Origin of the sequence: Ornithinibacillus bavariensis (assembly GCF_018333235.1) — a bacterium.
GTDB lineage: Bacteria > Bacillota > Bacilli > Bacillales > Amphibacillaceae > Ornithinibacillus > Ornithinibacillus bavariensis.
The window spans coordinates 158,473-171,325 of sequence record NZ_BORP01000004.1 but is presented as its reverse complement, the minus strand read 5'-3'; the positions used below and the strand labels follow the sequence as shown (position 1 = coordinate 171,325).

General features: G+C 36.8%; 14 protein-coding genes. 12 read left to right on the top strand and 2 right to left on the bottom strand.

Annotated features, from left to right (window positions below; translation table 11 throughout):
- The first annotated feature begins 99 nt into the window (after positions 1-99).
- The 10 genes from safA to yajC all read left to right on the top strand — a co-directional run bounded on the left by safA (position 100) and on the right by yajC (position 7,864).
- Positions 100-996, top strand: coding sequence for a SafA/ExsA family spore coat assembly protein (gene safA, locus KI338_RS11475; RefSeq protein ID WP_212921141.1), 897 nt, complete (start codon positions 100-102; stop codon positions 994-996).
- Entirely contained in the window at positions 993-1,949 is a 957-nt protein-coding gene (locus KI338_RS11470; RefSeq protein WP_212921140.1) for a phosphotransferase, read from the top strand. The genes safA and KI338_RS11470 overlap by 4 nt, the downstream gene beginning before the upstream one ends.
- A gap of 29 nt (positions 1,950-1,978) precedes the next feature.
- Positions 1,979-2,716 (top strand): NAD(+) synthase, encoded by a 738-nt coding sequence (gene nadE / locus KI338_RS11465; protein ID WP_212921139.1) that lies wholly within the window; start codon positions 1,979-1,981, stop codon positions 2,714-2,716.
- Between the two features lie 58 nt (positions 2,717-2,774).
- Positions 2,775-3,338 carry a YhcN/YlaJ family sporulation lipoprotein gene (locus KI338_RS11460; RefSeq protein ID WP_212921138.1) on the top strand — a complete coding sequence of 188 codons (564 nt, stop codon included), beginning with the start codon at positions 2,775-2,777 and terminating at the stop codon, positions 3,336-3,338.
- A 168-nt stretch (positions 3,339-3,506) separates the two neighbouring features.
- Positions 3,507-4,118 (top strand): Holliday junction branch migration protein RuvA, encoded by a 612-nt coding sequence (gene ruvA, locus KI338_RS11455; RefSeq protein ID WP_212921137.1) that lies wholly within the window; start codon positions 3,507-3,509, stop codon positions 4,116-4,118.
- Positions 4,119-4,133: 15 nt separating this feature from the next.
- Complete coding sequence (gene ruvB, locus KI338_RS11450; RefSeq protein ID WP_212921301.1) at positions 4,134-5,138, top strand: Holliday junction branch migration DNA helicase RuvB; 1,005 nt, start codon at positions 4,134-4,136, stop codon at positions 5,136-5,138.
- Positions 5,135-5,332, top strand: coding sequence for a DUF2905 domain-containing protein (locus KI338_RS11445; RefSeq protein WP_212921136.1), 198 nt, complete (start codon positions 5,135-5,137; stop codon positions 5,330-5,332). Before ruvB ends, KI338_RS11445 begins: the two co-directional genes overlap by 4 nt.
- Before the next feature lie 24 nt (positions 5,333-5,356).
- On the top strand, positions 5,357-6,385 hold the full coding sequence (queA, locus tag KI338_RS11440) for a tRNA preQ1(34) S-adenosylmethionine ribosyltransferase-isomerase QueA (RefSeq protein WP_212921135.1): 1,029 nt from the start codon (positions 5,357-5,359) through the stop codon (positions 6,383-6,385).
- Positions 6,386-6,400: 15 nt separating this feature from the next.
- Positions 6,401-7,543, top strand: a complete 1,143-nt coding sequence (tgt, locus tag KI338_RS11435; protein WP_212921134.1) for a tRNA guanosine(34) transglycosylase Tgt — start codon at positions 6,401-6,403, stop codon at positions 7,541-7,543.
- 60 nt (positions 7,544-7,603) lie between these two features.
- Positions 7,604-7,864 (top strand): preprotein translocase subunit YajC, encoded by a 261-nt coding sequence (gene yajC / locus KI338_RS11430; protein ID WP_212921133.1) that lies wholly within the window; start codon positions 7,604-7,606, stop codon positions 7,862-7,864.
- An 84-nt stretch (positions 7,865-7,948) separates the two neighbouring features.
- On the opposite strand, the gene KI338_RS11425 is transcribed toward yajC, so the two are convergent.
- Together KI338_RS11425 and spoVB are read right to left on the bottom strand one after the other, a co-directional pair.
- The gene (locus KI338_RS11425; RefSeq protein ID WP_212921132.1) at positions 7,949-8,326 is read right to left on the bottom strand and encodes a TIGR04086 family membrane protein; all 378 of its coding nucleotides are present in this window, start codon (positions 8,324-8,326) and stop codon (positions 7,949-7,951) included.
- An 81-nt stretch (positions 8,327-8,407) separates the two neighbouring features.
- Positions 8,408-9,964: a stage V sporulation protein B gene (gene spoVB, locus KI338_RS11420; protein WP_244853566.1), complete on the bottom strand. Its 1,557-nt coding sequence runs from the start codon at positions 9,962-9,964 to the stop codon at positions 8,408-8,410.
- 118 nt (positions 9,965-10,082) lie between these two features.
- On the opposite strand from spoVB, the gene KI338_RS11415 reads away from it, so the two are divergent.
- Both KI338_RS11415 and secDF read left to right on the top strand, forming a co-directional pair.
- Positions 10,083-10,382, top strand: a complete 300-nt coding sequence (locus tag KI338_RS11415) for a post-transcriptional regulator (protein WP_212921131.1) — start codon at positions 10,083-10,085, stop codon at positions 10,380-10,382.
- Between the two features lie 56 nt (positions 10,383-10,438).
- Positions 10,439-12,697 carry a protein translocase subunit SecDF gene (gene secDF, locus KI338_RS11410; protein WP_212921130.1) on the top strand — a complete coding sequence of 753 codons (2,259 nt, stop codon included), beginning with the start codon at positions 10,439-10,441 and terminating at the stop codon, positions 12,695-12,697.
- The last annotated feature ends 156 nt before the right edge of the window (positions 12,698-12,853 follow it).

Genomic DNA, 12,853 nt, shown 5'->3' with positions numbered 1-12,853 from the left:
TTTCTAATATTATGGTTCAACATTTAGAACAGTTTTGCATATCTTGGTAAAGAGTGATTCTAGCCTAGAATTTTGAAGTGAAAGGAGTTCGAATAAACGTTGAAGATTCATGTAGTACAAAAAGGAGATACATTGTGGGAACTGTCTAAGAAGTATGGGGTAGATTTTGGGGAATTAAAACAGGTTAACTCGCACCTATCTGCTCCGGATATGTTAATGCCAGGTATGAAAATTCGTATTCCAACTACAGCTAAAGCCGTAAAAAAGGAAGGCATGGTTAAAGAAGTAAAAAAAGAACATGTGGAACACCCGTATATGAATATTTCACCAAAGCCTCTACCAGTAATAAAAGAGGATCATGTAAAGAAAGAAGTACAAGTACAGCCTGTAATGCCACTACCACAAATGCCACAAGTACCGCAAATGACCTTGCCTCCAATTATCCAACAACCTACCTTGGAAACAACTGAATTAAACACGTATATGACTTTTAATTTTGAAGAATCATCATCTGAAGAAAGTCATTCTCCAAAGCATGTAAAACATAAAGAAAAACCGAAGAAGCATAAACCTAAACATCAACCAATGCAGCAACCTGTATTTCATCATATGGCATATCCAATGCATATGATACCATGTTTCCCGGTAAATCCTTGCTGTGGAGGAATGCACTTTTCACATCATCTCTTCCCGATGTATCATCCACATCTTGCTCATCTAGGTATGGGCTATCCAGCACCTATGATGTATGGGGCTGAAGCAGATTGTGGATGTGGAGGAGGAGCAGCTGATTATCCACCAATGTTAACAACTATGCCCCCTATGGGTACCGGTACAGAGATGAACTTTCCGACACAAGTAGAGGGTATGCAAAATATTCCTACACAAGCCAATACGATGTTCCCATACATGCCTGATTGGCAGATGGGTGGCTATCCTACCCCTCCTGGATTTGGTGGATTTAGGGATGAAGAGAAGGAAGAATCATCCGATTGAGGAAACAGTTAAGCAGAGACGATAATCACTACGATCGTCTCTCTTCTTTTTTACTTTGGGAGGGAAACTTAGAAATAAAGAAGCTTCACCAAATTAAGCGAAACATATATTATTTGGAAGCTAATACAGGAAAACAATATATTCTAAAAGGGCATTCAAATTTATTGAATATGAGGCAACAATGGGATTTTTTTAACAAGGTTAAATCAAAATCAATCGTGCCTTTTGTTCGCTTTCCAAATGGAAAAAAAGAAATTTTAACAGGTACGAATTATAGTTGGACAATATCTCCGTATATCAATGGAAGAAAATTAAACTATCAGCATCCTGGAGACCGACTGTTAGCTGTTTCTACTATAAAAAAATTTCATCATGATGCAAAAAATATAACCGTTAAGAATCCGATTAAAAAGCAACTATTTTATAGAAGATGGCATCTAAGGTTAAATAAATTTTTGGAAACAGAGTATATTTTTCAAAAGTATGGCTATGAGAATTTATTTCGAGATATTGTATGGATGATGAACCGTTATTTAGATATTTTATCAACCTATTCTTGGAATCACGATCAAATGGAAGCTGAAATAGAGGGAAGATGGGTTCATGGGGATGTTGCATCCCATAATTTTATTCATAATGAGCGGACAGTTCTAATTGATTTTGATTTACTGCATTGTACGACACAGCTTTATGATTTTATTCAATTGGGACAACGATTTCTGCCGAATATAAATTGGAAGCTTGACCGTTTATTACAGTACAATATGGCGTCAGAAAGGGAATTAGCGAAATTTTTATATTCAGTATTTATCCCAAGTGATGTGTTAAGGGAATGGATGCATTATTTGAAAAGCAAACGAAGACTTAGTGTCAGCTCCTATTTACAAACAATGGAAGAGGAATGGATAAAGCGTAAAGAATTTTTAAATACCTCCAAGGTCATGCTAAAATAAAGTGTAGATTTGATAAAGGAGCGATTATTGTGGAACAGACGGTATCAGAGATAGTGGAATGGTTACAGCAACAAGTTAAAGCAGCTGGTGCAAAAGGATTATTAGTAGGTGTTAGTGGTGGTATTGATTCTGCGGTTGTGGCAAACTTAATAAAAAGAGCTTTTCCAGAAAATTCATTAGGTGTTATTATGCCACTGAATAGTGATCCAGAAGGAATGAAGCATGCGGAGAAGGTTATTGATACATGTGGAATGAATGGTCTTACTGTTGACTTGACGAATACACATACCATATTATTCTCTTCAATTAAAGAACAATTAGGCGATAATTTTCATGAGGAGAATGGTCGTTTAGCAGATGCTAATCTAAGAGCAAGACTTAGAATGAGTACACTTTATACGATAGCTACCAATTATAATTATTTAGTAGTTGGTACAGATAATGCTGCAGAATGGTATACAGGTTATTTTACAAAATACGGTGATGGAGGAGTTGACATCTTACCGTTAGTTGAGTTTACCAAGACCGAGGTTCGCGAAATGGCGGCATATCTTGAAGTACCTAAAGAAGTAATTCAGAAGAAACCTAGTGCTGACTTATGGGCAGGGCAAACGGATGAGGCGGAAATGGGCACTTCCTATAATACAATTGATGCTTACTTGAAGGGTGAAACAATCCCTGAACAAGATAAAGCAATTATTGAGAAATTGCATCGAAGGTCAGAGCATAAACGAAACCCTCTTCCACATTTTAAACGGAAAGGTTAATATATCCTGTTTAAATAACCTCTCTTTAAGCAAACTAGCTTTAAGGGAGGTTTAATATATGCGAGGAAAATTAATGGTTATCTTACTATGTACTGGATTAACTTCAGCTTGCGGAAATAACAATACAGAACAAGGAACAAGCGATCCGAAAGAAATAAAACAGTTTCAGTCTGTGAATTATGAAACACCAAGAGAACAAAAGAATCGTTCGGATAATGATAAAACGATAGGTGAACGTGGTGGTTACCCACAGAGCGAGCAGCCTGGAATTAATGTTGGTGATGAGAACACATCCCATACAAATGAAGACCGCTATTCCAATGAAAAGACCCGTTTAATATCGAAATATTTGAAAGAAAGAAAAGACATTGTGCAGGCACAGGTAAGTGAGACTGATGATCGGATTATCGTTGGAGTTATTACTCCCAATCCGAATCAAAATGAAAATCCTAATCTGCACAAAGAAATCGAAAAAGATGTACGACGGGTAGAACCAAACAAGGATATCGTTGTCTATGTAGATAAAATATATTGGAATCAAATGAGGAATATGAATAGCCGTCCTAGTAACATGAATCGCGATATCCAGGAAAAATTGAATGATTTTTTTGGTAATGATTAAGCCTTTGTATCTTTGCAAAGGCTTTTTATGATGTGATTACTTATAATAAAGATGGGTAAGCAAAGGAAATAACGTACCCTCTCCTTACAAAGGCTTAACTAGTACCTACCGGGCTTTTCTTATGGTATTATGTTACAATAGTAAAAGGATTAAATGGGAGAGAAGAAGATGTTTGCATATATCAGGGGACAGTTGGTCTCCATTCAAGATGAATCGATTGTGATGGATGTAAATGGATTAGGGTATGAAGTAATTTGTCCAAATCCTTTTATATATCAGGATTCCTTAAACAAGGAATTGCTTATACATACATATTTTCATGTTCGTGAGGATGCTCAACTACTGTATGGTTTTAAAAATGAAGACCAAAAATATTTATTTACAAGGTTATTATCTGTTTCAGGAATAGGGCCAAAGGGAGCACTAGCCATTTTGGCAGGGGTAAATATCCCGGAATTTGTTGCAGCAGTAGAAAGAGAAGACGATAAATTCCTCACAAGCTTTCCAGGTGTTGGAAAGAAGACCGCAAGACAGATTATTTTAGATTTAAAAGGTAAATTAACTAATACATTTACTGTTTCTGTAGATGCAGAAGAAAACTATGCTTCACCGACTACAGAGCGAGTGGAATTAAAAGAAGCGTTGGAAGCCTTAAAAGCATTGGGGTATATGGATAGAGAGATTAAGTCCATTCTCCCTCAATTAAAGAAGGGAATCGAACAATCAGCTAATACAGATGAGATTATTCGTAAAGCATTAAGCTTATTAATGAAAAAGTAACAAGGGGGCAAAATGATGGATGAACGAATGGTTACTAGTGAATTACATAGTGAAGAGTCCGTAGTCGAACTTAGTTTGCGCCCCTCAACATTACGTCAATATATCGGACAAGACAAGGTAAAGGAAAACCTAAAGATATTTATTCAAGCAGCTAAAATGCGAAATGAACCGCTTGATCATGTATTATTGTATGGACCACCAGGGCTTGGTAAAACAACCTTAGCAGCTATTATTGCAAATGAAATGGAAGTACAGTTTCGATCTACATCTGGACCTGCAATAGATAGAGCTGGGGATCTAGCTGCCATTCTTACTTCCTTAGAGGCAGGGGATGTATTATTTATTGATGAAATTCATCGATTACCCCGTTCTGTCGAAGAAGTGTTATACTCAGCTATGGAAGATTTTTTTATCGATATTGTCATTGGAACCGGTCCAAGTGCAAGATCTGTTCGAATTGATTTACCTCCGTTTACACTGGTAGGGGCGACAACTAGGGCAGGCCTGCTTTCCGCACCTTTACGTGATCGTTTCGGTGTATTGAGTCGACTAGAATATTATGAGACAAAGGACTTGTGTGCAATTGTTGAGCGGACTGCAGAGATATTTGAAACAAAAATATCTCTAGAAGCTGCAGTAGAAATAGCACGCCGCTCGAGAGGAACTCCGAGAATTGCCAATCGATTGCTTCGCCGTATTCGTGATATTTCGCAAGTGAAGGGTGAAAATGAAATTAGTATAGAAACAACGAAGACAGCGTTAAACATGCTGCAAGTAGATGAAGCTGGACTTGACCATATTGATCATAAGCTCTTAAAGGGAATTATTGATGGGTTTAAAGGTGGTCCTGTGGGCTTAGATACGATTGCAGCAACAATTGGGGAAGAGTCGCAAACGATTGAGGATGTATACGAACCATATTTGCTACAGATAGGATTTATCCAACGAACACCTCGGGGAAGAGTAGTTACGCATAAAGCATACAACCATTTTGGGGTGAAAGTGAATGAAGTGGAATGAATATAGGTAAGCTGTTAATTATAATCGGAATAATTTTTCTTATCATTGGTATTATATGGACATTCATTGGGAGATTACCTGGTGATATTACATTTAAGAAGGGTAATGTCACTTTTTATTTTCCAATCATGACTTCTATTGTCGTTAGCATCATATTATCTCTTATATTCTATATACTAGGAAGATTTCGTTAAACTGATTTAAAGGAGTATTACAGCATGAATATCGAGGATTTTGATTTTGATTTACCAGAAGTATTAATTGCCCAGACCCCGTTAAAAGACCGAAGTGCTTCCAAATTGATGGTGTTACATCGTGATGTTGAGGAAATTGAACATAAGCATTTTACCGATATTAAGAGCTTTTTGAAAAGAGGAGACTGTTTAGTATTAAATAATACAAAGGTGTTACCTGCAAGATTATACGGTATTAAAGAAGATACTGGTGCTAAGGTCGAGGTCCTATTACTGAAGCAGGTAGAAGGCGATACATGGGAGGTCTTGGCAAAACCAGCCAAAAGGTTGAAAGAAGGGACCAAGTTAATTTTTGGTGAAGGAAAATTAACGGCTACTTGTACAGAGACCTTGGAGCATGGTGGACGTCTTTTAGATTTTGCCTATGATGGCATATTTTATGAAGTGCTGGATGAACTAGGAGAGATGCCACTACCTCCGTATATTAAGGAGCAGCTTCCTGAAAAGGATCGATATCAGACAGTTTATGCAAAGGAAGAAGGATCAGCTGCAGCACCTACTGCCGGACTTCATTTTACAGAGCAATTACTAGCGGAAATAGAAGAAATGGGTGTGACAGTTGCTTTTATAACGCTACATGTTGGACTCGGTACATTTCGTCCAGTAAGTGTAGAGAATATTGATGAGCATAAAATGCACTCAGAATTTTACGTGATGACAAAAGAAACAGCAAAAACGCTAAAGAAAACTAAAGAAAATGGCGGTAGAATTATTTCTGTTGGAACAACTTCCACACGAACCCTTGAAACGATTGCACGTGATAACAACGGGAAATTAGTAGAATCAAGTGGTTGGACCGATATCTTTATTTATCCAGGATTTGAGTTTAAAGCAATTGATGGGTTAATAACTAACTTCCATCTACCTAAATCAACATTAATTATGCTAGTTAGTGCTTTCTCTAATCGCGAGTTTATATTGAAGGCTTACAACGAAGCAGTAAAGGAAAAATATCGCTTCTTTAGTTTTGGAGATGCGATGTTCATTATATAGAAGAGGAAAGATAGCATGACATCACCAATAACATATGAATTAATTAAAACAGATAAACAAACAGGGGCAAGGCTCGGACGAGTTCATACACCACATGGCACCTTTGAAACGCCAATGTTCATGCCTGTTGGTACACTTGCAACTGTAAAAACCATGAGCCCAGAAGACTTACACTCCATGGATGCTAAAATAATTCTTTCTAACACATACCATTTATGGCTTCGGCCTGGAGAGGATATTATTCGTGAAGCAGGAGGGCTTCATAAGTTTATGAACTGGGATGGGGCAATATTAACCGATTCCGGCGGGTTCCAAGTTTTTAGTTTGAGTGATATGCGAGAAATTACCGAGGAAGGTGTACATTTTCGTAATCATTTAAATGGAGACAAACTATTCCTATCACCAGAGAAGGCGATACAAATTCAGAATGCACTTGGTTCAGATATTATGATGGCCTTTGACGAGTGTCCACCATATCCTGCTACACATGAATATATGAAGGCTTCTGTAGAAAGAACTTCTCGATGGGCAGAAAGATGCTTAAATGCACATGAAAGACCTGATGTTCAAGGCTTATTTGGTATTATTCAGGGAGGAGAGTTTGAAGATTTACGTAGACTTAGTGCGAGTGATTTAGTGTCACTTGATTTACCTGGATATGCAGTTGGAGGATTATCAGTAGGTGAGCCCAAAGATGTAATGAATCGAGTGTTAGAGTTTACAACTCCTTTAATGCCTAGCAATAAGCCTCGTTATTTAATGGGAGTTGGCTCTCCAGACTCATTGATTGATGGAGCTATTCGTGGAATTGATATGTTTGATTGTGTTTTACCAACGAGAATTGCCAGAAACGGAACCTGTATGACGTCAACAGGGCGATTAGTAGTTCGTAATGCTAAATATGCCCGTGACTTTGGACCAATTGATGAAAATTGTGATTGCCATGTATGTAAAAATTATACAAGAGCATATATAAGACATTTGATTCGATGCAATGAAACGTTTGGTTTTAGACTTACTACTTATCATAATCTGCATTTTCTGTTAAAATTAATGGAGCAAGTACGACAAGCTATTCGCGAAGATCGACTTGGTGACTTTAAAGAAGAGTTCTTTGAGCAGTACGGATTGAATAAACCGGATGCAAAGAATTTTTAACATGTTTAAAAAGCGATATGCGTTTTTAAGCAATTTGTCTAGAAGGGAGGGACAAGTACTATGGAACAATTAGCAACATTTATACCTTTGATTGCAATGTTTGTGATTTTTTACTTTTTACTAATCCGTCCACAACAGAAACGTCAAAAGCAGGTACGACTAATGCAGTCTGAACTGAAAAAAGGCGATGCTGTTGTAACGATTGGTGGATTTCATGGTGTTATCCATGCACTGGATGAGAGCACAGTTGTCCTACAAGCTGGTGACGGTTCAAAACTTACATACGATCGTTCTGCGATTCGCGATGTGAAATCTGTATAAATCACATTAGAGGCTAACCATTATGGTAGCCTCTTTTAAATTTCAAAAAATAGATAGAGATTTCTTATGCTCTTCTCTTTTTAGTTATTCATGATTAGAAGCAATATTGACTCCTATAACACCACCAAATAAAGCGGCTAATATGTAGAATAAATGATAAACAGTTTGCTGCAATGAGAATCCCACGTGATATCCAAGGTATTGCACGAGAAATGTAAAAACGGTAAATCCTAGGCCAGTAAAAGCACCAATGATCCATCCTTTTTTTCTTCCCTTTGCCCCGGCTACCGCTCCGCCGATGAATAAAGAAATTAATCCTATAACCAATGTTACCCAATCTACTGCAGGTTCGCTAAAACTAGAAAACCGTAATAATAATGCTATCGCCATACCTGAAACAAGAATTAATCCTAATACAACTATCCAACCATAAAGTAAAGCAACAAATTGTTGATTGCGCATTTTTTTCCCCCTAACCAGTAAGTACTTTTATAGTAATCATATTCTCGTCCATCCAAAAGTAGACGAGTTTTTTGATTTATTTTAGCGGAACCATTTTTGAAGGAATGGAAGTTGTTCTAATTCATCCTTTGTAATGAATTTGAGAATGAAAAGAAAGACAATGTAAATTATCGCTAATACGATTAATGCAAGCAGAAAGAGAATTAAATTTGGATCATGGATAATGTAGAAATTATAAATATACTTACCAATAATCCATGTTATAAGAATAAGAGCTATCATCTTACTAACATCTTTAATAGGAATATAGAAATGAATTTCTTTTCGTAATGCTGCTAAATGTAGTAATGTAATTAAGATGACAGATACTGACATGGCAATGGCTACGCCCATTATGCCAAAGCTTTCGTTGGAGGCGAGTATAAACAGGACAATGAATTTTACTACAGCACCAATTAGACTATTCCACATCGCTGGCTTAGCTAAATCTAGTGCTTGAAGTGTCGCTTGTAAAGGGGATTGAATATAGAGTAAAATGTAAAAAGGTGCCATAAATACAAGAATTGTACTTGCATTGGCTGTGCCGTACATAAATGTAAGAATCGGTACCGCAAAAATGGTCAAGACGACTGTAGAAATTGCACCAGATGCAAATGATATCCGTATCGCTTGATGAATTCGATAATGGATAAGTTTTTTATTCGATACTGCTTCTGCTTCGGAAATATTTGGTACAAGTGCAATCGAAAGTGATTGTGTTATAAAAGTAGGTAACATTAACAGTGGCAAGACAAAACCCGATAATTCTCCGTATTGCTTCGTTGCTACTACACTGGTAAGTCCAGCTAAAGCTAAGCTATGAGCAACTATAATCGGTTCTAAGAAGTAGGAGAACGAACTAATCATCTTACTTCCTGTACTAGGAAGTGCGATGGAGAATAGTTCCTTTACGGTTTGTTTACTCGATTTTAAGTAAGAGAAAAAACGGTGTCTTAATCGTATGGTTTTCTTTTGTTTAAATTGGTAAATCATATACAAAAGGGAAATAAACTCCCCTAAGATGACACTGAACATTGCTCCTGCGGCAGCGAATTCGATTCCATAAGGGAGAAGTAGGTGAACGAAGAATGCGACACAGCTTATTCGGACTACCTGTTCAATGACCTGTGAAATACTCTGTGGGGTCATGTTTTGCTTACCCTGAAAATATCCACGTAATACGGATGATACGGCAACAATTGGAATAATCGGACTAACAGCAATCAATGGATAAAGTGTTCGGTCATCAGTTAATAGTGTTTTTGCGATAAATGGTGCTGTGAATATCATAATGAATGTAAAAATGACACTTGTAACGGTTGTAATAATAATGGAAACTACTAGAATTCGTTTAATTTTTGCTCGATCATTTTGTGCGTCTGCTTCTGCTACACGCTTTGAGATAGCAACAGGTAAACCAAGCTGAGTAATCGTCATGACTAAGAAAAGTGTTGGGAGCGCCATCATATATAATCCAACACCTTCTTCACCCATTAACCTAGCAACAACTAAACGGTTAATGAAACCTAAGAAGCGAGTGATTAATCCAGCTAATATTAAGATAAGGGTGCCCTGTAAAAATGTTTGTTTCGACAACATTGACGACCTGCCTTCTCAAAAAATAAATTTTCATATACAATGATATATATGCAATTGATGTGGCCAAGCATGACAACTTGTACAAGAACTTTAGATTCTTTCCTGAAGAGGTGATAACTTGGAAGTAATAAAAACAGTAAATGATTGGAAGAAAGAACTAGGATCTGCCTTAAGGAGTAAAGCAGATGAATTCCATATGATGGGATATAAAGAGGCAACAGAAGAAAATATATGGGACTGCCTTGTAAAAAAAGTATGGAAGGGTAATCCAGAAAAGCGTCTCTACGAGGTAATTCAGGATATATTTCACCTACGTTCTAGTATTTATATGAGTTATATTACCGTTGATGCCTATCAGTCCTTCCAAGATGAGGATTTAATGGCGTCCATTCAAGCATTGATGGGGAATAAAACGTAAACTCCGAAATGAATATACATATTGCCTTGGAAACAGAGTAGGGAGGAAATTTTAATATGAAAAATAAAGGACGTATTACATCCTTTTTCTTAATTGTTATCATAATGGGACTCATTATTGGTCTTTTTACCCCGAATATTGCAAAAGGGATTAATTTAGGATTAGATCTTCAGGGTGGATTTGAAGTATTGTATAAGGTCGAACCTATTGATAAAAAACAAGAGGTTACAAGGGATTTAATGGAATCCACTGTTCAATTATTAAATGACCGCGTAAACAAATTAGGTATTAGTGAGTCTGTAATTGACATTGAAGGAAATGATCGGATTCGTGTTCAATTGGCAGGCGTTAAAAATCAAGAGCAAGCACGCGAAATGCTAGCAACTTCTGCAAGGCTTACATTCCGTGACGTGAATGACACTGTTCTATTGGATGGTTCTGATGTTAAAGCGGGAAGTGCCAAACAGGACTTCCATCCAACAACAAATGCACCAATTGTTACGTTATCATTAAAAGATCCAGATAAATTTGCACAAGTTACAGCTGATCTTGCCCAAAAAAGCGTTGGTGAAAATTTACTTGTTATCTGGATGGATTATGAGGAAGGAGATTCTTATAAGGCAGAGGCTTTAAAAGAAGACCCTAAATATGTTTCAGCTCCTGGTGTTTCTGATCCAATTCCAGGCGGAAATGTTATGATTACAGGTAATTTTACGGTAGAATCAGCAAAATATCTTGCAGATATTATCAATTCTGGTTCATTACCTGTTAATATGGACGAAATGTTTTCAACATCTGTCGGAGCACAGTTTGGTGAACAAGCGTTAAATCAAACCATCTTTGCTGGAGTAATCGGTATTGCGATTATCTATTTATTCATGCTAGTGGTTTACCGTTTTCCAGGTTTTATATCTATCATTAACTTAAGTGTATACATTTTCTTAGTTTTACTTGTGTTTGATTTACTAAATGGAGTTTTAACCTTACCGGGTATTGCTGCCTTAATTTTAGGGGTAGGTATGGCGGTTGATGCAAATGTTATTACATTTGAACGAATCAAAGAGGAGTTACGAGAAGGAAAATCCTTACAATCTGCCTTTAAAGCGGGAACAGCAAACTCTTTCCGTGCTATTCTAGACTCCAATATCACAACCATTTTGGCTGCTGCTGTCTTATTCATTTTTGGTACAAGCTCAGTAAAAGGGTTTGCAACGATGTTAATCATTAGTATTTTAGTCAGTTTCTTAACAGCGGTATTTGGTACAAGATTATTACTACAATTTTGGATTAAAGTGAAATTTTTCAAGAAGCATCCAGGTTGGTTTGCTGTCAAAAAATCTGAAATTCGCGATCTTCGAGATAAATCAGAAGCACCAGCTAAATTTTTAAATCGTGAGTGGAATGTTGTAAGTCATCGTAAGCTATTCTTTATGCTCACTTCTATACTACTTATAATTGGTGCAATTGCACTTATCTTCTTCCGTCTAAATCCTGGGGTTGACTTTACAGCAGGAACTAGGGTACAGATATTGGCAGAGGAAAGTTTAAACCAAGAACACATCGAGTCAGACTTGGATGAACTTGGTTTACAGGCTAAATCTGTAGTAGTTTCAGGAGATGATAATGAAATTGCTGCAATTCGTTTTCAAGAGGTTTTAACTGATAAAGAAGTCTCCGATATAAAAGCATTCGTCCATGATAAATATGGTGTAGATCCAAGTATTAGTGTTGTTTCACCAATTGTAGGACAAGAGCTTGTGAAAAATGCGATTTATGCACTTGCAATCGCTTCGATTGGTATGATTATATATGTAGCATTCCGATTTGAGTTTTATTTTGCAGTCATCGCTATTCTAACTTTATTACACGACGTCTTTATCATGCTCACGGTGTTTAGCATATTTAGAATCGAATTTGATGTTACGATTGTTGCAGCAATTCTGACAATAATTGGATACTCGATAAACGCTGTTATTGTAACATTTGACCGAATTCGGGAAAACATCCAGCGAAGGAAAAAACCAATACGGGCGTTTGATGAGTTAGCAAGTATCATCAACACAAGTATTGTTCAAACCATGACCAGAACATTGAATACAACTATCACTACACTAGTTGCAGTTCTTGCATTCCTATTCCTAGGTGCGGAATCTATTCGTGGATTTGGTATTGCCTTAACAGTAGGGCTATTAGCCGGATTGTATTCTTCCTTATTCCTAGCTACACAATTATGGTTAGTATGGCGTGGCAAATCATTAAAAGAAAAACCACTTGATTTTAGAAAGAAAAAGCGTGTTGAAGGTCCACAAGTTTAAGGATTAATATGAAAATAGAAATACCCCTTGGCTAAACGTCAAGGGGTATTTCTATTTGTCATTACCAAAAATATGTGATCCTTTTAAAAGAGTAATTCATTCAAGAAAATCAAACATAATAATTCTAATTGCCCCACTTAGCAGATTTTGTGTATA

What these genes read in the sequence shown, in the direction of transcription:
- secDF (WP_212921130.1), top strand. Translation starts at nt 10,439, where the DNA reads ATGAAAAATAAAGGACGTATTACATCCTTTTTCTTAATTGTTATCATA.
- ruvB (WP_212921301.1), top strand. Translation starts at nt 4,134, where the DNA reads ATGGATGAACGAATGGTTACTAGTGAATTACATAGTGAAGAGTCCGTA.
- tgt (WP_212921134.1), top strand. Translation starts at nt 6,401, where the DNA reads ATGACATCACCAATAACATATGAATTAATTAAAACAGATAAACAAACA.
- KI338_RS11425 (WP_212921132.1), bottom strand. Translation starts at nt 8,326, where the DNA reads ATGCGCAATCAACAATTTGTTGCTTTACTTTATGGTTGGATAGTTGTA.
- yajC (WP_212921133.1), top strand. Translation starts at nt 7,604, where the DNA reads ATGGAACAATTAGCAACATTTATACCTTTGATTGCAATGTTTGTGATT.
- KI338_RS11445 (WP_212921136.1), top strand. Translation starts at nt 5,135, where the DNA reads ATGAATATAGGTAAGCTGTTAATTATAATCGGAATAATTTTTCTTATC.
- queA (WP_212921135.1), top strand. Translation starts at nt 5,357, where the DNA reads ATGAATATCGAGGATTTTGATTTTGATTTACCAGAAGTATTAATTGCC.
- spoVB (WP_244853566.1), bottom strand. Translation starts at nt 9,964, where the DNA reads ATGTTGTCGAAACAAACATTTTTACAGGGCACCCTTATCTTAATATTA.
- KI338_RS11460 (WP_212921138.1), top strand. Translation starts at nt 2,775, where the DNA reads ATGCGAGGAAAATTAATGGTTATCTTACTATGTACTGGATTAACTTCA.
- ruvA (WP_212921137.1), top strand. Translation starts at nt 3,507, where the DNA reads ATGTTTGCATATATCAGGGGACAGTTGGTCTCCATTCAAGATGAATCG.